At 70.6% G+C, this 26,610-nt stretch carries 21 protein-coding genes; 8 read left to right on the forward strand and 13 right to left on the reverse strand.

What is annotated here, in order from left to right:
• The first annotated feature begins 236 nt into the window (after window positions 1-236).
• The gene (locus tag I596_RS13615) at window positions 237-1,412 is read left to right on the forward strand and encodes a Fic family protein (RefSeq protein WP_067649009.1); all 1,176 of its coding nucleotides are present in this window, start codon (window positions 237-239) and stop codon (window positions 1,410-1,412) included.
• A gap of 88 nt (window positions 1,413-1,500) precedes the next feature.
• Here I596_RS13615 and I596_RS13620 read toward each other — a convergent pair whose 3' ends face one another.
• On the reverse strand, window positions 1,501-3,894 hold the full coding sequence (locus I596_RS13620) for a winged helix-turn-helix domain-containing protein (protein WP_067649013.1): 2,394 nt from the start codon (window positions 3,892-3,894) through the stop codon (window positions 1,501-1,503).
• A 129-nt stretch (window positions 3,895-4,023) separates the two neighbouring features.
• Between I596_RS13620 and I596_RS13625 the strand changes: the two genes are divergently transcribed.
• Window positions 4,024-7,317, forward strand: a complete 3,294-nt coding sequence (locus tag I596_RS13625) for an amidohydrolase family protein (protein WP_067649016.1) — start codon at window positions 4,024-4,026, stop codon at window positions 7,315-7,317.
• Between the two features lie 102 nt (window positions 7,318-7,419).
• Here I596_RS13625 and I596_RS13630 read toward each other — a convergent pair whose 3' ends face one another.
• On the reverse strand, window positions 7,420-7,809 hold the full coding sequence (locus I596_RS13630) for a DoxX family protein (protein ID WP_067649019.1): 390 nt from the start codon (window positions 7,807-7,809) through the stop codon (window positions 7,420-7,422).
• Between the two features lie 275 nt (window positions 7,810-8,084).
• Here I596_RS13630 and I596_RS13635 point away from each other — a divergent pair, with 275 nt between their 5' ends.
• The 3 genes from I596_RS13635 to I596_RS13645 all read left to right on the forward strand — a co-directional run bounded on the left by I596_RS13635 (window position 8,085) and on the right by I596_RS13645 (window position 13,526).
• Window positions 8,085-8,843: a hypothetical protein gene (locus tag I596_RS13635; RefSeq protein ID WP_150132162.1), complete on the forward strand. Its 759-nt coding sequence runs from the start codon at window positions 8,085-8,087 to the stop codon at window positions 8,841-8,843.
• 80 nt (window positions 8,844-8,923) lie between these two features.
• Window positions 8,924-11,416 (forward strand): winged helix-turn-helix domain-containing protein, encoded by a 2,493-nt coding sequence (locus tag I596_RS13640; RefSeq protein ID WP_150132163.1) that lies wholly within the window; start codon window positions 8,924-8,926, stop codon window positions 11,414-11,416.
• A 253-nt stretch (window positions 11,417-11,669) separates the two neighbouring features.
• The gene (locus tag I596_RS13645) at window positions 11,670-13,526 is read left to right on the forward strand and encodes a right-handed parallel beta-helix repeat-containing protein (RefSeq protein WP_150132164.1); all 1,857 of its coding nucleotides are present in this window, start codon (window positions 11,670-11,672) and stop codon (window positions 13,524-13,526) included.
• Between the two features lie 293 nt (window positions 13,527-13,819).
• On the opposite strand, the gene I596_RS13650 is transcribed toward I596_RS13645, so the two are convergent.
• The 8 genes from I596_RS13650 to ppc form a co-directional block, all read right to left on the reverse strand.
• Window positions 13,820-14,344, reverse strand: a complete 525-nt coding sequence (locus I596_RS13650) for a hypothetical protein (protein WP_150132165.1) — start codon at window positions 14,342-14,344, stop codon at window positions 13,820-13,822.
• Window positions 14,337-14,540: a CPCC family cysteine-rich protein gene (locus I596_RS13655; RefSeq protein ID WP_083965581.1), complete on the reverse strand. Its 204-nt coding sequence runs from the start codon at window positions 14,538-14,540 to the stop codon at window positions 14,337-14,339. The genes I596_RS13650 and I596_RS13655 overlap by 8 nt, the downstream gene beginning before the upstream one ends.
• 143 nt (window positions 14,541-14,683) lie before the next feature.
• Window positions 14,684-15,244 (reverse strand): hypothetical protein, encoded by a 561-nt coding sequence (locus I596_RS13660; RefSeq protein ID WP_067649031.1) that lies wholly within the window; start codon window positions 15,242-15,244, stop codon window positions 14,684-14,686.
• Between the two features lie 125 nt (window positions 15,245-15,369).
• Window positions 15,370-15,738, reverse strand: a complete 369-nt coding sequence (locus tag I596_RS18795; protein WP_067649034.1) for a VOC family protein — start codon at window positions 15,736-15,738, stop codon at window positions 15,370-15,372.
• 460 nt (window positions 15,739-16,198) lie between these two features.
• The gene (locus I596_RS13670; protein WP_067651985.1) at window positions 16,199-16,567 is read right to left on the reverse strand and encodes a low molecular weight protein tyrosine phosphatase family protein; all 369 of its coding nucleotides are present in this window, start codon (window positions 16,565-16,567) and stop codon (window positions 16,199-16,201) included.
• A 72-nt stretch (window positions 16,568-16,639) separates the two neighbouring features.
• Entirely contained in the window at window positions 16,640-16,948 is a 309-nt protein-coding gene (locus I596_RS13675) for a hypothetical protein (RefSeq protein ID WP_150132168.1), read from the reverse strand.
• An 11-nt stretch (window positions 16,949-16,959) separates the two neighbouring features.
• Window positions 16,960-17,409, reverse strand: coding sequence for a hypothetical protein (locus I596_RS13680; protein WP_067649040.1), 450 nt, complete (start codon window positions 17,407-17,409; stop codon window positions 16,960-16,962).
• Window positions 17,410-17,576: 167 nt separating this feature from the next.
• On the reverse strand, window positions 17,577-20,315 hold the full coding sequence (gene ppc, locus I596_RS13685; protein WP_067649043.1) for a phosphoenolpyruvate carboxylase: 2,739 nt from the start codon (window positions 20,313-20,315) through the stop codon (window positions 17,577-17,579).
• A gap of 157 nt (window positions 20,316-20,472) precedes the next feature.
• Between ppc and dcp the strand changes: the two genes are divergently transcribed.
• Entirely contained in the window at window positions 20,473-22,632 is a 2,160-nt protein-coding gene (gene dcp / locus I596_RS13690) for a peptidyl-dipeptidase Dcp (protein ID WP_067649046.1), read from the forward strand.
• A gap of 70 nt (window positions 22,633-22,702) precedes the next feature.
• On the forward strand, window positions 22,703-23,095 hold the full coding sequence (locus I596_RS13695; protein ID WP_067649049.1) for a hypothetical protein: 393 nt from the start codon (window positions 22,703-22,705) through the stop codon (window positions 23,093-23,095).
• A gap of 55 nt (window positions 23,096-23,150) precedes the next feature.
• On the opposite strand, the gene I596_RS13700 is transcribed toward I596_RS13695, so the two are convergent.
• The 3 genes from I596_RS13700 to rpsU all read right to left on the reverse strand — a co-directional run bounded on the left by I596_RS13700 (window position 23,151) and on the right by rpsU (window position 25,433).
• On the reverse strand, window positions 23,151-24,515 hold the full coding sequence (locus I596_RS13700; protein ID WP_067649052.1) for a glutamate--cysteine ligase: 1,365 nt from the start codon (window positions 24,513-24,515) through the stop codon (window positions 23,151-23,153).
• 87 nt (window positions 24,516-24,602) lie between these two features.
• Entirely contained in the window at window positions 24,603-25,049 is a 447-nt protein-coding gene (locus I596_RS13705; RefSeq protein ID WP_067649055.1) for a GatB/YqeY domain-containing protein, read from the reverse strand.
• 168 nt (window positions 25,050-25,217) lie between these two features.
• Window positions 25,218-25,433, reverse strand: coding sequence for a 30S ribosomal protein S21 (gene rpsU / locus I596_RS13710; protein ID WP_067649058.1), 216 nt, complete (start codon window positions 25,431-25,433; stop codon window positions 25,218-25,220).
• 101 nt (window positions 25,434-25,534) lie between these two features.
• Here rpsU and tsaD point away from each other — a divergent pair, with 101 nt between their 5' ends.
• Window positions 25,535-26,560 (forward strand): tRNA (adenosine(37)-N6)-threonylcarbamoyltransferase complex transferase subunit TsaD, encoded by a 1,026-nt coding sequence (tsaD, locus tag I596_RS13715; RefSeq protein WP_067649061.1) that lies wholly within the window; start codon window positions 25,535-25,537, stop codon window positions 26,558-26,560.
• The last annotated feature ends 50 nt before the right edge of the window (window positions 26,561-26,610 follow it).

Raw genomic sequence — 26,610 nt, forward strand, 5'->3', positions numbered from 1 at the left:
AGGCATTCCATCGGTGCTCCATCCGCGAAACAGGCGTGCTCGCAGGCAATGGGATACATCGCGGCCCCCGCGATGACACGACGGCGTGAATGGTCCGCGAATCCTTTTAATGCGCCCTCGACTCTATAAAGTTTCTGCCAAACCTATAGAAGCTTGTGGTTTTTATAAGGTTTCAGCTGTAGGCTTCTTGAGAGGCGTCGTCTTCATGAGAGCCAACCAGACCAGAGCGGCTTCGCATGCGCCGAGATCAGATCGCCCCTGACCGTCAAAAGTACCTCGTGCCCGCTACCGGTTATCCGCACGCGCACGCACTGGTCGCACCGCCTACTCCGCGCGGCCTTCCCCATGGCGCTCTGCAGCAGGCTGCGTTCGCGCGAGCCCACGCGGCCTTGGGCCGCATGCAAGGCGCGATGGCGCACATCCCGAATGCGGACATGGTGACCCGCACGCTCGCCCGGCGGGAAGCGGTCTCTAGTTCGCAGATCGAGGGCACCAAGGCGAGCCTGCCGGAACTGCTCACGTACGAGGCAACGCAAGGCATCGGCGGCATGACTCCGGACGTCAAGGTGACGGAGCGCTATGTGATCGCGCTGCAGCACGGACTGGCACGCATCCGTGCAGAAGGCCGCGCGGCGCTGGATCTTCGCCTGATCCACGAACTGCATGAGCGACTGATGCAGGACGATGCCTCTCACTTTCCGGTCGGCGCCTATCGAACCGAGCAAGTCTGGATCGGCCCCACCCTCAGGATCGAGGACGCGACCTTCGTGCCCGCGCCGCCGGAGCAGGTGCCCGGATGCATGGAGGAAATGGCCACCAGCATCCTGCAATACGCATCGCGAGAGGACGAACAAGGTGAGCTGACGCTCGTGGCGCAGATCGCGATCGCCCATGCCCAGTTCGAAACCATCCACCCGTATCACGATGGCAACGGTCGCACCGGTCGATTGTTGTTGCCGCTGCTGTTGGCCTCGGAAGGCTACCCGCCGCTGTATCTGTCCGGCGCCCTGCTGCGCGCCAAGACCGCCTACTACGCGTCGCTTGCCCGCATCCAGCTGCGTGGCGACTGGGCTCCCTGGCTCCAGCTGCTGACCGAGGCGATCGTGGAATCGTGCAACGAGTCGATTTCCATCGCGCAGGATCTGGTCGCGATCGCCGAGCGCTGGGAGCAACAGCTTTCCGGCTACCGCTCGCATTCGGCCACGCGTCGCCTGCCGCGGTTGCTGCTCGGTCATCCGGTGCTCTCGGTGCAGCAGGCGGTCGAAGGACTGGGCGTTTCGCAACCGGCCGCCAACGCGGCGCTCAACAACCTGCTCGCAGCGGGCATCGTCAGTCTCGTCAACGAGCGCCAATGGGGGCGCGTATTCCAGGCGACCGACATCCTCCGCCGTCTGGACACACCGCCCGGCTGAAACCGGCGACACCTTTTCGAACGACGCGGATTTCGGCCGCTGCGGGCACGCCACGGACGCCTGCCGACACGGCAGCTTACCCGCGCCCTCAACCGATCGGCGAGGCGCCGCTGCCGGCGACCGGCGGCGGCGGGACGCGCAGCCCGTCGGGGACCGGCCGCTGGCCGGCCAGGTCCAGCGCCTGGCGCAGCGCCGCGGCCCAGGCCTCGCCCTGGCCGAGCGCATGGAACAGGCGCAGCTGCACCAGCGCGCAGTCGAAATCACGGGCCGCCCATGGCGCGACGCGGCCGGCGACGGCGCGTGCGCCGTCCAGGTCGCCCTGGTCGAGCAGGTACGGCACGTAGCTGGCGGCGACCAGGGCCAGGTCCGCCGGTACGCCGCCGCGCTCGGCCAGTTGCAGGGCGGCACGGAACTCCGCGGCGGCGGCCGCGTCGCCTTGCGCCTGCCGCCATTCGGCGCGCGCGAGCCGGCCGGGCACCTGGCCCGGCATCGGTTCGACCGGCGCGGGCGGCGCGCCGGTGCGGTCGAACACGGCCGCGGCGCGGTCGCCGTGCCCGGCCGCCAGCAGGGCGCGCTGCGCGATCAGCGCGACGAAGTCGCGCTCGCCGTCGGCACCGCTGGCCGGCCAGGTGGCCAGCGCGCGCTCGGCCAGGCGCGCGGCACTGTCCCAGCGCCCGGCCTGCAGGGCGAGGTCGGCCTGCAACGCCAGCGCGCGCGTGGCCAGCACCGGGTTGACCGCACGGTCGATCAGCGGATCGGCCAGCAGCCGCTCGGCCCCGCGCAGGTCGCCGGCGGCGAGCAGTACCTGGGCGCGGTTGAGCGTGATGTCGATGAGCTGGCCCGGATCGGTCATGCGCTCGCGCACCGCCCAGCCCTGGTCGGCGGCGGCACGTGCCTCGGCGTACTGCAGCAGCGCCAGGCGCGCCTGCACCAGGCCGGTCACGGCGATCTGCCACTCGTGCAGCGCGCCCAGCGCCTGCAGGTGTTCGGTGGCGGTGGCCAGGTACTCCAGCGCGGCGGCCGGCCGGCCGCGATACAGCTCGAGCATGCCGAGGTTGGCGTCGATGCGGGCCATGCCGAAGCTGTCGCCGGCGGCGGCCAGGTGCACGCGCGCCTCGCCCATCGCCGCCAGCGCATCGGCATAGCGGTGCCCCGGGATCAGCGAGCTGCCGCGGCCCGACAGCGCCTGGCCGCGCTCGAGCACGGCGCCTTCGGCCGGCAGCGCCGCGAGCGCGGCGTCGTAGTCGGTCAGCGCGGCGGCGAAATCGCCGCGGCGGGCCCGCGAGCCGGCACGGGTGATCAGCACGCGCGTGCGCAGCAGCGCATCGCTGCCCGGCGCGAGTTCCGCGAGCACGGCGGTGAGGCCGCTGTCGACTTCGTCGAGCTTGCCTTCGCGGTAGTCCACCTGGGCCAGCCGGTAGCGCAGCTCCAGCGGCGTGCGCGCCAGCGCGGCCGACTGGCTGAGGATCTCGCGGGCCATCGCGTTCTGGTTGGCCAGCAGGGCGGCGCGGGCGCGCCGCCAGGCCTCCTGCGCGCTGTCGTCGCCGGTGGCGTCGGCCGGCGGCGCGTGGCCGAGCGCGGCCAGCAGCGTATCGGCGGCGGCGCGCGCGGCGGCGACGGCATCCTCGCGCTGGCCCTCGGCCGAGACGACCGCACCGTCGGCTGCCTCGGCGCTCAGCACGAAGCGCCAGCCGGTCTCGGTGCGGCTGGCGGTGCCGCGCACGATCCAGCGGATGCCGAACGCACGCTGCAGCGCCTGTGCCTGCGCCTTGCGGTCGTCACCGGCCGCCTGCAGCACGGCCAGCACGCTCTCGCTGGTCGGCACCGCCAGGCCGCCGGTGCGCAGGCGGTCGGCCACCAGGTCCATGCCGCCCAGCCGCACCCAGCCCTCGCTGGAGCGGCCGCCGGCGTCCAGCGGCAGCACCAGCGCGGTGGCGGCACCGGCGACGGCCGGCAGCGGCTCCGGCGCCATGCGGGCACGCCAGAGCAGGGCCGCGCCGGCCAGCACCACGGCGAGGAGGGCCAGCACCAGCCAGCGGCCGCGGTGCCGCTGGCGCAGCGGGGCGACGGCGCCGGCCGGCCGGTCCGCCGCGGTCGGTGCGGCGGCGGCGGGCACCGCCTCCGGCGGCGCGGCGGCCGGTACGGGTTCGGGCCGGCCGGCGTCGCCGATCTCGGTGTCGGCGACCCAGCGGTAGCCGAAGCCCTGGATCGTGCGGATCGCCTGCTGGGCGACGCCGTCGTCGTCGACCGCGCGGCGCGCGCGCACGACGATCTGGCCGAGCTGCACGTCGGAGACGTCCACGCGCCCCCAGACGGCCGCGACCAGCTCGTCGCGCCCGACCGCGCGGTCGCGGTGCTCGATCAGGTAGGCCAGGCAGTCGAAGACGCGCCGTGGCGCGACCACGGCCGCGTCGCCGCGCCACAGCTCGCGCGAGGCCGGCGCCAGCCGGAAGTCGCCGAATCGGTATTCGATGGGTCGCATCACGCTAACTTAGCGCGTGACCCCGCCGCACGCGAGATCGCCGCGCGGCGGCCGGGACTTTCGTCCCGGGCCGGTGCCCCCACCGATGCCGTAGCATCGGCGGTTTCCATCGGATGCCGGGACCTGCCCATGCCGTTGCGTCGACCGCTGATTCTCGCCCTCTCCTGCACCATCGCCACCCTCGCCTTCGCTGCGGAAAAGAAGAAGGACGAACCGAAGTGGGATGTCGACGCGGCCCACGGGCCGGTCAAGACCGTGCGCTTCACCGTCGAGGAAGGCACCTGGCTGGACCTGGACGTCAGCCCCGACGGCCGGACGATCGCCTTCAGCCTGCTCGGCGACCTCTACCTGCTGCCGATCGACGGCGGCACCGCGCGGCGCCTGACCACCGGCCCGGCCTGGGACGTGCAGCCGCGCTTCTCGCCGGACGGCCGCGAACTGGCCTACACCTCCGATCGCGGCGGCGGCAACAACCTCTGGCGCATGCCGGTGGGCGGCGGCACGCCGACCCAGGTCACCAAGGAGGACTTCCGCCTGCTCAACAACCCGGCCTGGACGCCGGACGGCGAGTACCTGGTCGGCCGCAAGCACTTCACCGGCCAGCGCTCGCTCGGCGCCGGCGAGCTGTGGCTGTACCACAAGACCGGCGGCGCCGGCCTGCAGCTGACCAAGCAGAAGAACGACCAGCAGGACCTCGGCGAGCCGGCCGTCAGCCGCGACGGGCGCTACGTGTACTACTCCGAGGACGTCACCCAGGGTCCGTTCTTCCAGTACAACAAGAACCCGCACGACACGATCTACGCGATCAAGCGGCTGGACCGCCAGACCGGCGAGACCGAGACGATCGTCGACAGCGCCGGCGGCGCGGTGCGCCCGCAGCCCTCGCCGGACGGCAAGACGCTGGCCTTCGTCAAGCGCGTGCGTGAGAAAAGCGTGCTGTACGTGCAGGACCTGACCAGCGGCGAGGCGCGCCCGCTGTGGGACGGCCTCTCGCACGACCTGCAGGAGGCCTGGGCGATCTTCGGCCCGTACGCCAACTACGCCTGGACGCCCGACTCCAAGCAGCTGGTGATCTGGGCCAAGGGCAAGCTCTGGCGCGTGGACGCCGCCAGCGGCACGCCGGCGCCGATCGCCTTCAAGGCCGAGGTCGAGCAGCGCCTGGCCGCGCCGCTGCGTTTCGAGCAGACGATCGAGGCGGGCAGCTTCCAGCCGAAGATGATCCGCGACGTGGCCACCAGCCCGGACGGCAGGACCGTGGTCTTCCACGCGCTCGGCCACCTGTGGACGCGCGCGCTGCCGAGCGGCGCGCCCCAGCGCCTGACCCAGGACGCGGCGGCGTTCGAGTACCAGCCGAGCTTCAGCGCCGACGGCCGCAAGCTGCTCTACACCACCTGGAGCGACGCCGACCAGGGCGCGATCGTCGAGCGTGACCTGGCCAGCGGCCAGACGCGCCGGCTGACCACCGCGCCGGGCTTCTTCTACGGCCCGAGGTACTCGCGCGACGGCGCGCGCGTCGTCTACGCCAAGACCTCGGGCTCTTCGCTGACCGGCAACCTCAACTCCGGCGAAGGCGGCATCTACGTGATGCCGGCGGCCGGCGGCGAGGCGCGCCGCATCGCCAGGAACGGCGGCGACCCGCAGTTCACGGCCGACGGCACGCGCGTGCTCTACCTGACCGGCGGCGGCCTCAAGAAGAAGCTGCAGAGCATCGGCATCGACGGCAGCGAGCCGCGCGACGTGTTCGACCTCAAGTACGTGGACTTCGTCAGCGTCAGCCCGGACGGACGCTGGGTGGCGTTCACCGAGCTGTTCAACGCCTACGTGGCACCGCTGCCGCAGACCGGCGGCAGCATCGAGCTCAACAAGGACACCAAGGCGATCCCGGTGACCGCGGTCAGCAAGGACGTCGGCTCGTACCTGCACTGGTCGGCCGACTCGGCCTCGCTGCACTGGATGGTCGGGCGCACCTACCACTCGCGCGCGCTCAAGGACAGCTTCGCCTTCGTGCCGGGCGCGCCGAAGGAACTGCCCAAGCCCGGCAGCGATGCCGGCGTCGACATCGGCCTGGCCGCGCCGGTCGACCGGCCCACCGACGTGTTCGCGTTCACTGGTGCGCGCATCGTCACGATGCGCGACGCCGAGCACGCGCAGGAGGTCATCGAGGACGGCGTGCTGGTGGTCGAGGGCGACACGATCACCGCGATCGGCGCGGCCGGCCGCGTGGCCGTTCCCGCCGGCGCGCGCGTGATCGACGTGGCCGGCAAGACGATCGTCCCCGGCTACGTGGACGTCCACGCGCACGTGAACCACTTCACCAGCGGCGTGGTGCCGCAGCAGAACTGGGCCTACTACACCAACCTGGCGTTCGGCATCACGACCACGCACGACCCGTCGGCGACCACCGAGACGGTGTTCTCGCAGTCCGAGCTGGTCAAGGCCGGCCTGATGGTGGGCCCGCGCATCTACTCCACCGGCACGATCCTCTACGGCGCCGACGGCGACTTCAAGGCGGTGGTCAATTCGATCGACGATGCGCGCGCGCACCTGCGCCGCATGAAGGCCAACGGCGCCTTCAGCGTCAAAAGCTACAACCAGCCGCGCCGCGACCAGCGCCAGCAGATCAACCAGGCCGCGCGCGAGTTGGGCATGCTGGTGGTGGAGGAAGGCGGCTCCACCTTCAACCACAACATGACGATGGTCCTGGACGGCGTCACCAGCGTCGAGCACAACCTGCCGGTCGCGCCGCTCTACGCCGACGTCATCAACCTGTGGAAGGAGACCGACGTGCGCAACACGCCGACCCTGGTCGTCAGCTACGGCGGCCTGAGCGGCGAGTACTGGTGGTACGCGCGCGACAACGTCTGGGAGGACAAGAAGCTCAACCGCTTCTTCCCGCGCGAGACGCTCGACGCCCGCTCGATCCGCCGCGAGACCGCGCCGGACTGGGACTACTACCACGTGGAAGTGGCCAAGGCCGCCAAGGCGCTGCGTGATGCCGGTGTCAAGATCACCGTCGGCGGCCACGGCCAGCTGCAGGGCCTGTCGGCCAACTGGGAGACCTGGTCGCTGACGCAGGGCGGCTTCACGCCGTTCGAGGCGCTGCGCGCGGCGACGATCGACGGTGCCGACCTGATCGGCCTGTCCAAGCAGATCGGCTCGCTGGAGGCGGGCAAGCGCGCGGACTTCGTGGTGCTCAACACCAATCCCTTGGAGGACATCCGCGCGACGATCGACACCCGCTACGTCGCCGTCAACGGCCGCGTGTTCGACGTCGATGCCGACATGGCCGAGGTCGGCGGCAAGAACCGCCCGGCGCCGACGTTCTACTGGCAGCGCCATCGCGAAGGCCGCACGTTCGGCATCGAGTACGGCCCGACCGCGCCGTGCCATTGCCCGAAGTCCGGCGTGCCGCACACGCACTGACACGACGGCCCCGCCGGCCAGCGGCGGGGCCTCGATGCCTGCGAGGTTCCGATCGGGTCCGGGGCGAGGCGGCAATGCCGCCCCGCCCTTGCCGCACCGCGCCTACTTGGCGTTGATCGCGAAGCGTCCGGGTCCCATCAGCATCACGGCGATCGCGCTGAACAGGAACATGCCCTGCAGCTCCAGCGCCCAGCCGCCGGTCGCGTTGAGCGCGAGCAGTTCGCCGGTATGCACCAGCGCGATCGCGACGAGCATGTTGATCGCGATGATCGCAGCACCGATCCGCGCGTAGAAACCGGTGATCAGCATCAGTGGCGCGAGAACCTCGCCGATGTAGACACCGTAGGCGAAGAAGGCCGGCAGGCCGGCCGCCTGCACCATCTGCGCGACGAAGCCGACACCGCCGGTCAGCTTGCTGATGCCGTGCAGCAGCACGAGAAGACCCAGGACCACACGCAAGACGAGCTTGCCCAACGAATCGGCTTGGTTCATGAGACGCTCCGGACGGGTGAAAGGAACGGGATCGACACCACCGGCAGGCCGCGGGTCTGCGGCCACACCGGCACCTGCGCGCGCGAACGGCCGGGCCCGCTCCACCTCGGTTCCCCCGACCTCCCCCCGCGCGCTCGGCGCAGGGCGATCATGCACCTTCGCGCGCACCGCGCAAAATGACCTGCGCGGTGCAGGCCGGAAGCGACGCTGCACCACGGCCTGCGCGGATCGGCCGGCTGTGGTTTGATACGGCGACCGACCGGCCAGGATCTCCGATGACCCCACGCACCTCCCAGCCTGCTTCGTCCGCGGCACGCGCAGCGATCGCGCTGTTGGCCGTGACCTGCCTCGCACCCGCGGCCACGGCTGCTGCCGACCGCACGATCGAGGACGGCTACTCGCAGCTGCTCGAGATGAGCGAGAAAGTCGCTGCGGTGACCCGCGACTTCGACGCGATCCAGGGCTGCGTGCTGATCCGGTCGAGCGATCCGGCGATCGGTCGCGAGGCGATCCGCCTGGTCGCGACGCCCGCCGGCGGCGCGCCGGTGACGCTGCCTCTCGACGACCAGGGCTGCGTGACGCTGCCACCGGCCCTGGCCGGCGCCGACGCGGCGACGCCGCTGACGATCAACGTGCCCAAGGGCAAGGCCACGCTCGGGGTCACCTTCACCGTCAAGCCGCCGACCACGCGCGAACTGGACTATGCCGGCCTGCAGGCCGGTGCGATGCAACTGAACGCCGCGATCCGCCGCGAGGCCGGCGTCATGCGTTTCATGGCGCCGAAGATCAAGGGCGTGCTGCTGCTGTGGAAGGCACCCGATCCGGCGGAGCCGGCCGTGCACATCCAGGCCGCCGCCGGCGAGCGGCGCCTGGCCTCGATACCGGCTAGCGCGTACCGGCGCGAGAACGTGACGCTGACCGACATCCCGCCCGGCGCGCGCGTGCTCGAGATCGAGCTCGACGACAAACTGGTCAAGGCCAACCCGAAGGTCACGCTCGACGCCTTGCCCGATATCGTGATGCCGCTGCCGTAGCGCAGAACCTGCGCGACGCCCGGCGCAGCGGGCATCCGGAAGAACCCGATCGCGAACGGCACCGCGTCGACGCGACGCCTGTGTTTCGCCCATCGCCGCGCTGCGACGCCGCACGCACGGCCGACGCGCGACAGCGCGCACCTCGCCTTCATGCCAAGATAGTTGCCGCACAGCGCGCGCCGACCCGGGTGCCAAGGCCGATGAAGGAGAAGATGACCACCGCATCCTACCGCTTCGGCACCTGCAGCCTGCGTGTGGCCGCGCGCGAGTTTCGCCGGGACGGCGTGCGGATCGACCTGTCGCCCCGGATCTTCGACTGCCTGACCTACCTGATCCAGCACCGCGACCGCGCCATCGGCCGCGACGAACTGCTGGCCGCCGTATGGGGCAAGGCCGACATCGGCGAGGCCGTGCTGGTCAAGACGATCCTCGCGGTCAGGCGCGCGATCGGTGATACCGCCGAAGCCCAGATGTTCGTCAGGACGATTCCGAGATTCGGCTATCACTGGGTGGGGCCGGTGGAGGTACTGCGCGACGGCGAGGATCCGCCGCGCACCGACCCGTCGCGGCAACGTCGACAACGGGTGGGCCGGGCCGTCGCAATGGCCGTGCTGCTGACGATCATGGCCGTGGCCGGCGTGTCCTGGATCCGCCATCGGGTACCGCCCGGGGCGGAGACGGCACCGGCTTCCGGCGACATGTCGGCGGTCGTCGTCCTGCCTGTGGACGTGGACGGCCAGGGCGACGACGCCTGGCTGCGGCTGGGCCTGATGGATCTGCTGTCCAACCGCCTGCGCGACGGTGGTCTGACCGTCGCTCCCAGCGACAGTGTCGTGCGGCTGCTGGGCGCCAACGGCAGTGCCGCCCTCGACAGCGAGAAACTTCTGGCAGCGACGGGTGGCGGCATCACGGTCAGGTCGGTGGCACGCCGTGATGCCGACGGCTGGCTGCTGCGCGCGTCCTGGCAGGTCCAGGATGGCACTGAGCGCGCGGTCGAGGCACGCGCCGCGGATGCGATCACGGCAGGCCGCCGGATCGCCGACCTGTTGCTGGACCTGCAGGGCACCGCGGTGCCGCGGGACGCCCTGGCCGATCGCGAGGTACCGCTGGACGAACTGCTCCAGCGCCTGGAGGCGGCCCGGCTAACCGACGACCTGGAGCAGGCGCGAGAGCTGCTGGCACAGGCGACGCCGGCGCTGCGCGGCTCGCCGGAGATCCGCATGCGCCAGGCGCAGATCGACATCCGCGCCGGCCGGTTCGACGACGCGGTCACGACGCTGACTGCCGTGCTGGCCGAACTGCCCGCGGAAACCCGCCTGAACCTGCGGGTGCAGGCGCTGAACCTGCTCGGCATCGCCACGCAGCGCGTCGGCCAGCTGGACGCCTCGGTCATGTGGTTCAGCCAGGCGGTCACGATGCTGCAGTCCCATCCCAAGCCGATCCTGCTGGCGCGCGTACTGACCGGGCGCGGCGGAAGCCTGGCACTGCTGCGGCGCCAGGCCGAAGCCGCGGAGGACTTCGCTCGCGCGCGCGTCCACTTCCGCCTGGCGGGCGATCTCCTGTCGATCGCCTGGATCGAAGCCAACGAAGGCACGCTGAACATGGATCGCGGACGCCTCGACAGCGCGATACCGCAACTGGAGCAGGCGGCATCGGCCTTCCGCCGCGCCGGCTTCCTCAACGAGGAAATCAGCACGAGCGCCAACCTGACCCAGGCCCAGCTGATGCGCATGAAGCCGGTCGATGCGCTGGCGGCCAGCGATACGGCACTGCGCCCGGGTCGCAGTCTCAATGACAGCGGCGTCCTGGCGCACTTCAACCTCTGGCGCCTGCACGCGCTGACGGCGACCGGCCGATTGACCGAGGCACGCCTGCTGGCCGACCGGCTGATCGAGATGCGGGAGGATCCCGAAGCGGCACTGTTCCAGTCGGTGGGCCACGGCCTGCTGGGACAGATCGACTACGCCCAGGAACAGTACGCGCGCGCGGAAGACCAGGCGCGCCGTGCCGTCGCCGGCTTGGAAGGGATGGACCGATACTGGAGCTTGCGCGCCGATGCCTGGCTCCTGCTGATACGCGCCCAGCGGGCGGCGGATCCCGCCCGCGCCGCCCTGGAGGCCGATGCGTTCCTGCGCTGGGCGGCGACTGGCCCCCACGAGGGTCAGTCGCTGATCTCGCTGGTGCGGGCGGAACAGGCCGCTGCCGATCCGCGCGACCCGTCCGCCGCCTACCGGCATTACGAAGACGCGATGGCCAAGGCCGATGCACTCGGCATACCGTCCTTGATCGCCGAAGTCGCACAGTCCTATGGCAACGTCTTGATCGCCCGCGGCGACCTGCAGCGGGCGATCACGATCGTCGGAAAGACCGCACGCTGGGCATCCGGCGACTACGGCTGCGCCGTGCTGCAGGCCCAACTCTACCTGGCGCTGGGCGATCACGGCGATGCCTTGCGAGAAGCCCGCGCCTGGGCGGTGGATCTCGCCGGCGAGCGGCTGCTACCGGCAGCCTTGCGCGAACCGGCCTCGGCCGAAGCGACCGCGCATGCAACGGATGTACTGCGCCGCCCATAGGCACACCTTCGCCTCGCCGGCCCGATCCGCGCCGTCGCCCGCGTGCCCGACGACCGATCAAAATCCTGCCGAATCAAGCCCCACCGGAAGGCGCCGACCCCGTCCGTAAGCGGTCCGGCATCGATTCGGCATCGAAATGGAAGCCCCCCGGCGCCTCGCCGCCCTGTCATCGCTGTGCGGGCCGTTCGACAATTTTTGTCGCTCGGCACACCACACATAACCAGAACGAATGCATCGAGGAGAGGGGTCCACCATGTCTAACCACCGTCCACCTGCCGCCCGCGGCATCTGTCCGCCTCCGCCGGAAGCGCCGCGTCTCCGATTCAAAGCCCTGCCGGCGTGCATCGCCGGCGTCCTGCTGGCGACAGGCAACCTGGCGGCGTCGGCTCATGGCGTGCTGCCGGACGGCGCCGGCTGCGGACCGCTGCACGGCCTCGCGGTACAGACCGCCGCTTGCGACCACCTGCCTGCGGACCTGGCGACGGTCGTCGATCGCGTCATGGCGCGGACCGCCCCGGCCGGCTTCCGGCCGGCCGGCCAGCCGCCACGGCGCCACCCGCTGCCGCCGGCGCGCGGTGCGGCCGTCGTACCGGTCACCACCTGTGCCGATGCCGGTCCCGGATCGCTGCGCGCGGCGATCGATACGGCGGTCAGCGGCGACGCCATCGACCTGACCCAGCTGGCCTGCAGCGTCATCACGCTGACGACCGGCACCCTGGTCGCCGAGGTCGAGGAACTGACGATCAACGGGCCGGGCGCCGACCGGCTGGCGATTTCCGGCAACGACGCGGCGACCGTGCTGGTCCACGCCGGCGGCGAGGAGGTCCCCGGCATGCTGTCCTTGAACGGCGTGTCGATCGTCAACGGCCGCAACCAGCACGGCACCATGGGCGGTTGCGTCTTCGCGTACGGCGATCTGGTCCTCACCGACGCCACCATCGACAGCTGCCACGCGCAGCGCGTCGCCGGCGCCCTGGTGCGCGGCGACCTGACGATGACCGGCAGCCGCATCACCCGCACGACGTCGGCCACCACCAACTACCTGACCTTCGGCGGCGGTGCGCTGGTCTACGGTGGCGCCACGATCATCGACAGCACGATCTCGGGCAACCACCTGGCGACCAGCTCGACCATCGGCGGCGCGATGGCGGCGGGCCTGCGCGTCCAGGGCGGCGACCTGACCGTGATCCGCAGCGAGTTCTCGGACAACACCGTCGAGGGCCGGGCCGTCGTGGCCGGCGCCGGCATCTGGACCCATTCGGGCAATGTCCTGATCGTCGACAGCCTGATCCGGAACAACACCCTCTCGCCTCTTCCCGACAGCCTGGTCCCGCAGATCCGGGTCGGTGCCGGCATCGCGGTCCACGACGGCGACCTCACCGTCATCGGCTCGACCATCCGCAACAACGTCGCCAACAGCGCGTTCAACGGCGGCATCCACATCCAGCAGCTCTACGACACCACGCGGATCCCGAGCGTGTATGTCGGCAACAGCACGCTCTCGATGAACTTCGCGACCTGGGGCGCCGGCGGCCTCGGCTCGTGGCAGACCCATGGGTTCACGCTGCGCAACAGCACGGTGTTCGGGAACAAGGTCGCGGAGGCATTCGAGAACTTCGGCTCGACCGGCTTCCTGCTCGAAGGCAGCGGCGGCGTCTGGCACCAGTCCGACGAAGCCGTCACGAGGACGATCGACGTGGCGAGCAGCATCCTCTACGGCAATGCGCGCAACGACACCGGTGCCCGCGCCGACCTCGGCGTCCTCAGCGACTGGGGCACCGGCCACGTCGACACCATCGCCGTCACCGGCGGGCACAACCTGATCGGTGCGGCGAGCGCCGCCGTCCTGGTGCCGGCCGATACGCTCGACGCCGATCCGCTGCTGCAGCCGCTCGCCGACAACGGCGGGCCCACACCGACCCACGCACTCGCCGACAGCAGCCCGGCGATCGATGCGGGCGACGCGGGCAGCTTCGATTTCGACCAGCGCGGGCCGGCGTTCCCGCGCACGGCCGGCGCGGCCACCGACATCGGCGCGATCGAATGGGTACCGGGCGTACCGGCCGACCGGATCTTTGCGCACGATTTCGAGTCGGCCGGCCCGAACTGACGTGCCGATCCGGCCTTCCGGGCAGCCCGACTCGGCGGGCTGCCCGGCGGCAGCGGTGCCAACACGTTCACGGGACTTCGAACCTGCCGGACGACGAAGCGACACGCTGGGGAACAGCATTCCCGCACAGGTCGCAACCCGCGAGCGCGCGTCAGGGAAGCCAGCAAGGCCGCCAGCCAGGTGCCGCTCTCATGAGCGCTCGTCGTCGGGCGACCGGCCGGGCTCGGCAAGCACGCCTAACGATGTGGCAGCGCCACTCCCCGATGTGAAGAGGTGGCGGGCACACCGGCGCTTCATCGATCGTCTTCTCGGCGCGACGAAAGACCGAACGGCACGCCTACGGCATCCTCGTCGTAGATGCTGATGTACAGATACCGTGGCTCGGCATGGCCGTCGATCCGCAGCTCGAACTTGTCGAGCATCGCCCAACCGTCGAACCCGTTTTCGCTTTCGATGGGACAGCACGAACCCAGGCGCTCGTACGCGATCGGCTCGCCGCCAGGTCCCCTCAGGGAGCTCAGGAACAGCCGTTCGCGCTGCGGTCCCTCCCCTTCGCCCACGCCGCCCAGCTTGATCGGATTTTTCGCCGTATAGCCATAGCTGGCATCGGTCGTAGCCGAACCGAGCGAAACAAAAGGCTGGCCGCTGTCGCTGCGGCCGTTCGGCGTACCCTTGCCATCCTGTCTGATTACGCCGAAAACCTCCGGATCGAGGTCTCGCCGAGCGGGGGAATCGGACGCACAGCCGGACACGAGAACGGCCACCGCCATGGCACCCACTCGCATGACGCGGCCGGGGGCCATCGAGCGGTCAGGCATTTTTCTCGGCCCACTGTGCCCGTGCCTGGTTGAGGCTCGGCGCATTGGCGCCGCCGGCCAGGTCCGGATCCTGCGATTGGGCCGGATCGTCCTCCCAGTCGCAGACCGGGCAGACCTCGTAGGCGCCCACGGCAGTGAGGCGGCGCTCGCCGCAACACGGGCAGGGAAAGTGGATGTACCGCACGTTGTCCGTCACGCGTCGCTCCAATGGTCCGTACCGCCGCGCAGATCGGGGCGTGCCTACGCCGTCGCGAGCCTGCGCCATCGGAGCATGGCATCGCATACCGTCGGGCGCAATTGCAGCGTGGCGGCATGCATCCGGATACGAGATCCGGCCCGCTACCGTCCGTCGCCACGATCGAGCCGGACGTGCTCGATGGCCTGCACGGCCTCGCGCATGTCGGAGGCGGGCGCCGATACGGCATCTTGCGTATGAAACTGAAGAATCGTCGTTCCGATGATGACGACGTACATGACACCGTGGACATCGATGCCACGGGCCCGTCCCGACCACGTCGCCTTCGCTGCAGGAAACCCGTCGAGCACCGTCGCTTCCGGGGAGGTCTGGACGTAGGCCTCCCGGCTGCGTGCGATGCCTTCCAGGAACTGGAGTAGATACCGTGCCGTCACAGCCTCCCGCCTGGACTCGGAAAGCCCGCGCAACCGCTCCCCGACGTCGTACGTGGATACCTGCAGGAGCGTCCTGACCTGACCGGCCGGCCGGTCCTTGACGTAGGCCAGTACCTGCCCCCCGCTCTCCAGCGAACGTCGGATCGGTCCATCGAACCCTTCGGGTGCCATCACCACGAACAACGCCTCGTCGTCAGACGCCGACGTTGCAGGAAGCGCGCCCGTGAGCAGCGCCGCGAGCACGATGAAACAGGTGAAACGCCTGTACATGCCGCACCTTTGCCGACGCGAGCGGTCAGTGTAGCCGCGAGACGGGGCCTGGACCGGCCATGCCCGGCCGACCGGCGTGCCGCCTGCCTCCGGCGCCCCACTCGCCCGGACCGCCGCCGGCACGGCTAGAGCGGTTCGCCGAGATAAAGCGTATGGCCCTGGTCGTCGTGCAGCACGATCTCGCGCGTTCCCCACGGCGTCTCGTGGACGTCCTTCACGAGGGCCACGCCCCGGGCCTTCAAGTCCGACGCGGCGGCGATCACGCCGCGCGTCTCAAGGTACAGGTGGAAGTGCCCTTCCTCGACCACGTAGGCGATGGACGGATCCTGCGCGTCGACCTGCTTGAGGTGGAACACCTGGTTTCCCGCACGGATGCCGGCATAGAAGTCCTCGTACCGGAAGGCGACGGTGAAGCCGAGTACCTCGGTGTAGAACCGGATCGATGCGGGCAGATCGGTCGTGCGCAGCTGGGCGACGATGCCGGAAATGACCATGGGTGTCCTCTTGGGCGGCCGGCGCGGCGTGTGCCGCACGCCGAAACGATAACGAAAGTCCCCATGCGGCGCAGCGGTCGATCCGGATGGCCGCGCCACTCCGCAGCACGGCCTCGGCCCGACTGCCCGAGATGGGACGTCGGCCCATCCAACATCCGGCAAGGCCACGCGGCGGCCAGCATGTTGAACGAGACTAGGGCGTGTCATCAATCCCTCGGTAGGCCGCGCCGTTCTTGCGTGCGTCCGGGACAAGGAAGAGGGAGGAAGTGGACGTCGGTCCACGCCCGAACGATGACGCAGTCCCGGGCGCACGCAAGAGCGGCCCTACGGGTTGGCCCTGGAAAGCCGCCAGCGTGCGTTGCGCGGCTTGACCTGACGGCCAGTCAGGCGCAGGGCCACACAACACCCCCTGACGACTTTCCAGGGCCAACGCGACCTGCCGGGGGATTGATGACACGCCCTAGCGCGCCGGCAGGAACCGGACGACCTTCTCGTGAAGCAACTGGACGAGCACGGGATCCATGTAGTCGTACTCATCCGGGATATCCAGGCAAATGACACGCCGCCCTTTTAGATGCGAGCGGAATTTCTTCGACAGCTTGTCCCGGTGGACCTTTTCCATGACAAAGATCAGATCCGACCACGCCAGAAGCTCCGGTGAGACCGGATTGCCCGCATCGTTGCCAAGGCCCGCCGACTGCGTCTCGATGCCGGGCCAGTCCGCGAACACCTGCTCTGCAGTCGGGCTGCGCAGACGGTTCTGCGTGCAGATGAAAAGGACGTTGCGTGACGGGGTGGGTTCCGCGCTCCCGTACTCGAGTTCATTCAGCGTTCGCCGGCGCACTTCCAGGTCTTCCCTGACGGGCCGCACCGGTCCTCGTGGCGGGCCCATGCCCGCGCCCTACCCGGACGCCACCTGGAGCACGTGCCCCTGACGGGTCTGGAAGATCGCGCACTGGAAGCCGCTGGCCATGAGCAGCAGCGTCTGCTGGGCCGCCTCGAAGACGAACAGGTTGGTCTGACCTGTGGCCGCATCATGGACCAGCCCGATCTCGATCGCCTCGCCGGTCGGCAGCGTGATCGCACGCTTGGGCAGGGATTCTTCGGGCGTCGGCGCACGTCCTTCGTGCAGCCAGGCATGCGTCAGCGCGGGGAAGCTCAGCGTGCCGACGAGCGCCCATTCACCGGTCGCCGGATCCGCGTAGGACACGAGCACGTCCATCACTTGCCCTGAAGCACGGGCTCCAGTCGCGATTGATCGACATAGCGATCGAGCGCCGCCAGGCTGGCGGCGACGTTCGGATGCGTCATGAGTTCCTGCATCGCCACCTTGCCGAGCACCTCGAACGGCTGTGACAGCGAGCTGGGGCCGTGTGTCTTCACCATGGCCGCGATCTCGGTGGGGCAATCCTGGGCGACCAGGCGCGTGAAGAGCTCGCCGAGCCGGCGATTGACGGTCTCCTCGACCTCCGGCGTGACCGACGAGAGCTCGCTGAGCTCCGGATGCTTGGACACGGCCACGAAAATCCACTTGATGAGGTCCTTGCGATCCTTGCCCGTCGTGCTGTCGGTCAGGCAGGTACCGACCGCCTCGATCGTCGTATCGGCGAGAGAGACAGTACTGAAGAGACAGGCTGCCAGAGCCGCGGCTATGCGCAAAGAAACCGACATGAATCCACCTGTGGCATCGGGATGAGCGAGGCACATTAGGACAGCAGGCCGCCGGCCCGCGCAATAGCCCGCACTCGCGCGCCGGGCCGCCGCCGGGATCCCATGCGGCGCCCCGCCGCGCAGCGCGCGCATCACCGGCGAACGGTGAAACGCCAGGGCGTCCCGCGTCAACCGGTGTTCTGGATACCTGCCGAGATCCCGTTGACGGTCGCGATCAGCGCATGCAGCAGGTCGTCGTCCTCGCAACCGGCGGCGCGCCAGCGCGCGAGCAGGTCCACCTGCAGCAGACTGATCGGGTCGACGTAGGGATTGCGCAGGCGGATCGACTGGCGCAGGCGCAGGTCGCCGGAGAGCAGCTCGGTCTCGCCCTTGAGGTCGAGGATCGCGTTGCGCGTGCGGTCGAACTCCTCGGCGATGCGCGCGTAGTACGGGGCGTGCAGGTCACCGGCCAGGCGCGAGTAGCACTCGAAGATCGCCAGGTCCGACTTGGCCAGCACCATCTCCACGTCGTCGACGAGCTGCGCGAAGAACGGCCAGTCGCGCGTCATCTCGACGACGGCGTCGCGGCCGGACGCGGCGATGACCTGTGCGAGGCCGCTGCCGACGCCGTACCAACCGGTGAGACCGGCGCGGTTCTGCGCCCAGGCGAACACCCACGGGATCGCGCGCAGGCGCTCGATGCCGCCGCTGCCGCCGCGCCGGGACGGCCGCGAGCCGATGCGCAGGCGCTCGATCACGTCGATCGGCGTGGCCGCGCGGAAATAGTCGGGGAAGCGCGGATCCTCGTGGACCAGGCCGCGGTAGACGCGGCGCGCCTCGGCGGCGACCTGGGCGGCCATGGCCCGCCAGGCCGGCTCGCGCGGCTCGGGCGGGCGCGGGCGCAGCGTGGCGCGCAGCACGGCGCCGGTCATCTGCTCCAGGTTGCGCAGTGCCAGCGCGCGGATGCCGTACTTGCGGTGGATCACCTCGCCCTGCTCGGTCAGCCGCAGGTGGCCGTCGACCGAGCCGCGCGGGGAGGCGATCACGGCGCGCTCGGTCTTGCCGCCGCCGCGGCTGGCCGAGCCGCCGCGGCCGTGGAAGAACACGATGTGGATGCCGGCCTCGCGGGCGAGCCGGGTCAGCGCGATCTGCGTCTGCTGCAGCGCCCAGCGCGAGGCGGCGAGGCCGGCGTCCTTGGCGCTGTCCGAATAGCCGAGCATGACGACCTGGCGGTCGCCGCGCGCGGCGAGGTGACGGCGATAGCGCGGATCGGCGAACAGCGCGCGCACGACGTCCTCGGCGGCGTCGAGGTCGGCGACGGTCTCGAACAGCGGCGCGACGTCCAGCGGCACCTCGCCGGCCTCGTCCAGGCAGCCGGCGATGCGTGCCAATGCCAGCACGGCCAGCGCATCGGCGGCGCTGCGGCTCATGCTGACGATGTAGGGGCCGAACGCGCGCGCGCCGTAGCGCGGACGCAGCTCGGCCACCGTGCGGAACACGGCCAGCGTGCGCCGGGCGGTCTCGTCGGCGCTGGCGGCGACACCGGCCGGATCGTCGAGGACGGCGCCCAGGCGCTCGACGCGCTCGCCGGCCTCGCGCGTGGTCCAGTCGGCGTCGCCGAGCAGGGCGGCGAGCGCCGCATCGTGCACGGCCGAGTCCTGGCGCAGGTCGAGCGTGGCCAGGTGGAAACCGAAGGTCTGCGCGCGGCGCAGCAGCCGCCGCACCGCGAATCCGCCGGCGTGCTCGCCGCGGTACGCGTGCAGGCTGTCGGCGACCAGGGCGATGTCGGCGACGAAGGTGGCCGCGTCCGGGTAGCCGCCTTCGCGACCGCGCTCGGACTCGACCAGGCGCTCGGCCACCAGCTGCAGCAGCTGCCGGTACGGCATGTCCTGCTGGCGCGACTTCAGCCGCGCGGCGGCCTTGGGCAGCAGGGCGCGGTAGACGTCGATGCGCGCCAGCACGTCGGCCGAGCACGGCACGCGCGACAGCGACTGGCTCAACAGGCTGGACAGGGCGAGCACTTCGCGCCGGTACAGGACCAGCACCTGGCTGCGCTGGCTGGCCAGCGTGGCGGCGATGGTCTCGGCGCCGACGTTGGGATTGCCGTCCATGTCGCCGCCGACCCAGGTGCCGAAGCCGAGCACGGCCGGCAACACGGTGGCGGCGGCCTCCGGACCGAACTCGCCGAGCGCGTCGGCCAGCACCTCGTAGAACACCGGCACGACGCGGTACAGCACGTCGGTCAGGTAGAAGCCGACGTGTTCGAGCTCGTCGGCGACGGTGGGTTTTTCCAGGGCCAGCTCGGCGGTCTGCCAGGCGGCGGTCAGCGACAGGCGCATGCGCTCGAGGTCGGCGCGCCGCTCGACCGGCGTGCGATTGCCGTCGATGTCGGCGATCAGGGCACGGACCAGCTCGTGCTCCTTCTCCAGCAGGGCGCGGCGCACGGCCTCGGTCGGATGGGCGGTCAGCACCGGTTCCACGCGCAGCCGCGCGAGGCAGCCGGCCAGCTCGCCGGCACCGACACCGGCCGCCTTCAGGCCGCGCAGCACGTGGCGCAGGCCGCCGGGCTGCGGCTGCGCGTCGGTCATCTCGTAGGCGCGGCGGCGGCGGATGCGGTGGACGCGCTCGGCGACGTTGACGGCCTGGAAGTAGGTCGAGAACGCGCGCACCAGCGCGGCGGCATGGGCCACGTCGGCATCGGCCAGCTCGTGCTGCAGATCGGCGGCGGCGGCACCGGTCTCGCGGCGGGCGATGGCCGCGATGCGGATGCGCTCGACCTCGTCGAGGAAGGCGGGGCCTTCCTGCTCGGCGATGATCTCGCCGACCAGGGAGCCGACGCGGTTGACGTCGTCGCGCAGGGGCTGGTCGGTTTCGGGCAGGTCGATCGAGCGGAGGCTGTCGGCGGCGTTGCGGGCGATGGCGTTCATCGGCCCAAGCCTACCTTGTTGCACTGCGGCATCAAAGCCGCCGCACCGCGGCCGCCAGCCAATGGCACATGGCCGCCGGCGCGCGGCTGGTATCCTCGTCCGGTTGCGCGCCGCTGCCGCAGCGCCCTTCCCGTTTCCTGTCGAGGACCTGCTACCGATGTACCGATCGACCGTGCTTGCCGCCGCCATCACCCTCGTGCTCGCCGGATGCTCCGGTTCGGGCACACAGGCCCCGCCCGCCCCGTCCAAGGAGGCCCAAGCGCCCGTGACGCCCGCCGCTACCGCCAATCCGCTGCTGGTCGCCAGCACGCTGCCGTTCCAGGCGCCACCGTTCGACACGCTCAAGGACACCGACTACCAGCCGGCGATCGAGGAAGGCATGAAGCAGCACCTGGCCGAGGTGCGCGCGATCGCCGACAACGGCGAGCCGGCGACCTTCGCCAACACGATCGAGGCGCTGGAGCGCAGCGGCACGCTGCTGACGCGCGCGAGCACGGTGTTCTCGGCGCTGACCTCGGCCAACACCAACGAGACGCTGCAGAAGACCGAGGAGGTGCTGGCGCCGAAGATGGCCGCGCACGCCGACGAGATCTACCTCGATCCAAAGCTGTTCGCCCGCGTCAAGGCGGTCTACGACGCGCGTGACACGGCCGGCCTGGATGCCGAGCAGAAGACGCTGGCGGAGGAGTACCACCGCCGCTTCGTCCGCGCCGGTGCGCTGCTCGGCGATGCCGACAAGGCGACGCTGCGCGAGATCAACAAGGAAGAGTCCTCGCTGTCGACGAGCTTCGCCAGCAAGCTGCTGGCGGCGACCAACGCGGCGGCGGTCACCGTCGACGATCGCGCGCGGCTGGACGGCTACGACGAGGCCGGCGTCGTCGCGGCGGCGGAAGCGGCCAAGGGCCGCAAGCTGGACAGCAAGTGGGTGATCCCGCTGCAGAACACCACGCAGCAGCCGGCGCTGGCCTCGCTGAAGGACCGGGGTCTGCGCGAGGAACTGCTGCGCGCCTCGATGACGCGCGCCGAGCACGGTGACGCCAACGACACGCAGGCCACGATCCAGCGCCAGGCCGAGCTTCGCGCGCAGCGCGCCAAGCTGCTGGGCTTCCCCAACTACGCCGCCTACAGCCTGTCCGACCAGATGACCAAGACGCCGGAGGCGGCGATCAAGCTGCTGACCGACACCGTCCCGGCCGCCACCGCCAAGGCGCGCGGCGAGGCGGCCAAGATGCAGCAGCTGATCGATGCGCAGAAGGGTGGCTTCAAGCTGGCCGCCTGGGACTGGGACCTGTACGCCGAACAGGTGCGCAAGGCCGAGTTCGACCTGGACGAGAGCCAGGTCCGGCCGTACTTCGAGCTGGACCGCGTGCTCAACGACGGCGTGTTCTTCGCCGCCAACAAGCTCTACGGCCTCACGTTCAAGGAGCGCAAGGACATCCCGGTCTACCACCCGGACGTGCGCGTGTTCGACGTGTTCGACGCCGACGGCAAGCAGCTGGCGCTGTTCTACGCCGACTACTTCAAGCGCGACAGCAAGCGCGGCGGCGCCTGGATGGGCAACTTCGTCGAGCAGAACGGCCTGACCGGGACGATCCCGGTGGTCTACAACGTCTGCAACTACACCAAGCCGGCGCCGGGCCAGCCGGCCCTGCTGTCGTTCGACGAGGTGACCACGACCTTCCACGAGTTCGGCCACGCGCTGCACGGCATGTTCTCGGCGACCAAGTACCCGTCGCTGGCCGGCACCAACGTCGCGCGCGACTTCGTCGAGTTCCCGTCGCAGTTCAACGAGCACTGGGCCAACGACCCGGTGGTGTTCGCCAACTACGCGCGCCACCACCAGACCGGCGAGGCGATGCCGGCCGAACTGGTCGAGAAGATCCGCAAGACGCGCACGTTCAACCAGGGCTACGCGACCACCGAGTACCTGGCGGCCGCCCTGCTCGACCAGGCCTGGCACAGCCTGCCGGCCGACGCCGGCAAGCAGGACGTGCAGGCCTTCGAGGCCGACGCGCTCAAGCGCTACGGCGTGGACCTGCCGGAAGTGCCGCCGCGCTACCGCAGCTCCTACTTCGCGCACATCTGGGGCGGCGGCTACTCGGCCGGCTACTACGCCTACTTCTGGTCCGAGGTGCTCGATCACGACGCGTTCCAGTGGTTCCGCGAGAACGGCGGCATGACGCGCGAGAACGGCCAGGTCTTCCGCGACAAGATCCTCTCGCGCGGCAACACGGTGGAGCTGGCCACGCTCTACCGCGCGTTCCGCGGCAAGGATCCCAGCGTCGAGCCGCTGCTCGAGCACCGCGGCCTGAAGTAAGCTGCAACGGCCGGGCGGCGAGGCGCCGCCCGGCCGATTCCCGCATCCGGCCGCGGCCGAGGAGACTCCGATGGCAAGACGCATCGCCGGCGCGGCCGTGCTCGCGCTGTGCTGCGGCCTGGCCCAGGCCGCGCCGCTCACCGCCACGGCCCGCTGCGAGCAACGCGCGAGTACCCTGCTCGACGCGCTGTCCCGCGCCGACTATGCCGGCGCCGGTACGGCGTTCTCGGCGGCACTGGCCGGGCGGCTGCCGCCGGCGGCGCTCGAGACGCTCTGGACCGAAACCGGCGCCGCCCACGGCGCGCTGCGCGTGATCGGCCGCCTGCACGGCGGCGTGGTCAACGGCCGCAGCGAGGTGTTCGTACCGCTGATGTTCGAGAAGACGACGGTGACCGCCGACGTGGTCTGCGACCCGGACGGGTCGATCGGCGATTTCCGGCTGACGCCGCCGCGCGCGCACTGAGCACCCGCGGAACCGGGTTTCGCCGCGACCGCCCGCCGCGGCAGGCGGCCGGGATTCAGTAGGCGAATTGCCCGAACAGCGGATCGACGCTGCCGTTCCACGGCCCGTGGAACAGCTCGAGCTTGCGTTCGGCCGGCGTCTGGTTGGCCTCGACGATCTCGACGAGCGGATCGAGGAAGATCGATTCGTCCGCGCCGTTGGCGTTGCGGCGTGCGCGCTTGCGCAGGCCGTGGGCGGAGATCTTCAGCGCCTCGGCGGCGAGGTCGCGCAGGGTGCCGCCGCGGAACGGCAGCTTCAGCGCCTGCGCCGGCACGCCGTCGCGCAGGGCGTGGCGCTCGGCCGGCGTGAAGTCCTTGACCAGGTCCCAGGCCGCATCGAGCGCCTCGCCGTCGTAGAGCAGGCCCACCCAGAACGCCGGCAGCGCGCACAGCCGGCTCCACGGTCCGCCGTCGGCGCCGCGCATCTCCAGGTACTTCTTGAGCCGCACCTCGGGGAAGGCGGTGGTCAGGTGGTCGGCGAAGTCCTTCAGCGTGGGCGTGGCGCCGGGCAGCTCGTCGAGCGCCCCGTCCATGAAGCGCCGGAACGAGCGGCCGGCGAGGTCCACGTAGCGGCCGTCGCGGTAGCTGAAGTACATCGGCACGTCGAGCAGGTAGTCCACGTAGCGCTCGTAGCCGAAGCCGTCCTCGAAGACGAAGTCGAGCATGCCGGTCCGGTCCGGATCGGTGTCGGTCCAGATGTGCGAGCGGTAGCTGAGGTAGCCGTTGGGCTTGCCTTCGGTGAACGGCGAGTCGGCGAACAGCGCGGTCGCCACCGGCTGCAGCGCCAGCGAGGCACGGAACTTCTTGACCATGTCCGCTTCGTCGGCGAAGTCGAGATTGACCTGCACCGTGCAGGTGCGCGTCATCATGTCCAGGCCGAGGTTGCCGACCTGCGGCATGTAGCGGCGCATGATCGCGTAGCGGCCCTTGGGCATCCACGGCATGTCCGCGCGCGCCCACTTGGGCTGGAAGCCCATGCCGAGGAAGCCGAGCCCGAGCGTGTCGGCGACGGCCTTGACCTCGCCGAGGTGGCCGGTGACCTCGCTGCAGGTTTCGTGGATCGAGGCGAGCGGCGCGCCGGACAGCTCCAGCTGGCCGGCCGGTTCCAGCGTCACCGAGGCGGCGTCGCGCGTCAGCGCGATCAGCTTGCCGTCCTCCTCGACGCGCGCCCAGCCGAAACGGGTCAACCCTTCCAGCAGGGCGCCGATGCCGCGCGGCCCGTCCCAGGTCGGCGGGCGCAGGTCGTCGAGGCGAAAGCCGAACTTCTCATGCTCGGTGCCGATCCGCCAATCCGCCTCGGGCTTGCCGCCGGAAGCGATGAACTCGACCAGCTGGTCGCGGCCGCGGATCGGTTCGTCCTTGACGGTGCTGGGTCCGGACATGGGAGTTCCTCGCTGACGAGCCGACCGACATGGGGATGCGGCGCGGACCCGCAAGTGGCACGGCGGGCGCCCGCCGCGGTGCGCGCGTCAGCCGCCGAGCCGCGCCTTGATCAGGCCGGAGACCTGGCCCATGTCGGCGCGTCCGGCGACGCGCGGCTTGACCAGGGCCACCACCTTGCCCATGTCGCGGGCACTGGCGGCGCCCGACTCGGCGACGGCGGCGTCGATGATGGCCGCCAGCTCGGCCGCGTCGAGCGCGGCGGGCAGGTAGCCCTGGATCACCGTGACCTCGGCCTTTTCCTTGTCGGCCAGGTCGGTGCGGGCGGCCGCCTCGAACTGCGTGATCGAGTCGCGCCGCTGCTTGAGCATCTTCTCCAGCACGGCCAGCACCTGGGTATCGTCGAGCACGATGCGCTCGTCGACCTCGCGCTGCTTGATCGCGGCCTGGATCAGACGGATGACGCCCAGGCGCTCCTTGTCGCCGCCCTTCATGGCGGCCTTCATGTCGGCGGTGATCTGGTCTTTGAGTGACATGCTGGGCTCCTCGGCTCCGGGCGGGAAAACCGCCCGCACGGCGGTTGGATCACGGGCGGGACACGGGCTGGATCAGTGGAAACGCAAACGGCCGACGTTGCTGAGCAACATCGGCCGATCGACAGCCCGGCTTCGCTTTCGGCGGACGCGGGCGTCCGCCGAGGGCAATCAGTACAGGCGCTGGCGCTTGGTCACGTCGCGCGAGACGCGACGCAGGTGACGCTTGACCGCGGCGGCGCGCTTGCGCTTGCGCTCCTGGGTCGGCTTTTCGTAGAACTCGCGCTTGCGCACTTCGGCCAGGATACCGGCCTTCTCACAGGTGCGCTTGAATCGGCGCAGGGCGAACTCAAATGGCTCGTTCTCACGAACTTTGACGCTGGGCATCGATGAACTCCGCTGTAAACTGATCTGCCCGGGCTGGCGGGCGAGCCGTGCATTCTACCGTGACCGACAAGACCATTGCAAAGCCCTCCCCCACGGCCCTGATGGCGGGCCCGGTGCTGGGCATCGAGACCTCCTGCGACGAGACCGGGGTGGCGCTGTACGACCGCGACCGCGGCCTGCTGGCGCACCGGCTCTACAGCCAGATCCGCCTGCATGCCGACTACGGCGGCGTGGTGCCGGAGCTGGCCTCGCGCGACCACGTCCGCAAGCTGCTGCCGCTGGTGCGGCAGACGCTGGCCGATGCCGGCCTGGGCCTGGCCGACCTGGCCGGGGTCGCCTACACCGCCGGCCCGGGCCTGGCGGGCGCGCTGCTGGTCGGCGCCGCCGCGGCGCGATCGCTGGCCTGGGCGCTGGAGCGGCCGGCGATCGGCGTCCACCACATGGAGGGCCACCTGCTGGCCCCGATGCTGGAAGCCGATCCGCCCGAGCCGCCGTACGTGGCCCTGCTGGTCTCGGGCGGGCACTCGATGCTGATCGAGGTGACCGCGATCGGCCGCTACCGCCTGCTCGGCGACACGCTGGACGACGCCGCCGGCGAAGCCTTCGACAAGACTGCCAAGCTGATGGGACTGCCCTACCCCGGCGGCCCGGCGCTGGCGCGGCTGGCGGAGACAGGCACCGCCGGCCGGTTCCGCTTCGCCCGGCCGATGACCGACCGGCCCGGCCTGGACTTCAGCTTCTCCGGCCTCAAGACCCAGGCGCTGCTGGCCTGGCAGGCCAGCGCCGGCGACGACCAGGCCCGGGCCGATCTCGCACGCGGCTTCGAGGAGGCCGTGGTCGACACGCTGGCGATCAAGTGCCGGCGCGCGCTGGCGGCCACCGGCGTGCGCCGGCTGGTGATCGCCGGCGGTGTCGGCGCCAACCGGCGACTGCGCGCCCAGTTGGCCGAGGCGGCCGCGCAGGAGGGCTTCGCCGTCTACTTCCCGCGGCCGGCGTTCTGCACCGACAACGGCGCGATGATCGCCCTGGCCGGCGCCCTGCGCCTGGCGGCCGGCCAGCTCGAACCGCCGGCGATCGCGGTGCATCCACGCTGGGACCTGGAAACCCTGCCGCTGGCGGCCGTGTAGCCGCGGGCAGGCGCCGGCGCCGTCTCGACGGCATCGCGGCGGCCGTGCAT

Source organism: Dokdonella koreensis DS-123 (assembly GCF_001632775.1).
Lineage (GTDB): Bacteria > Pseudomonadota > Gammaproteobacteria > Xanthomonadales > Rhodanobacteraceae > Dokdonella > Dokdonella koreensis.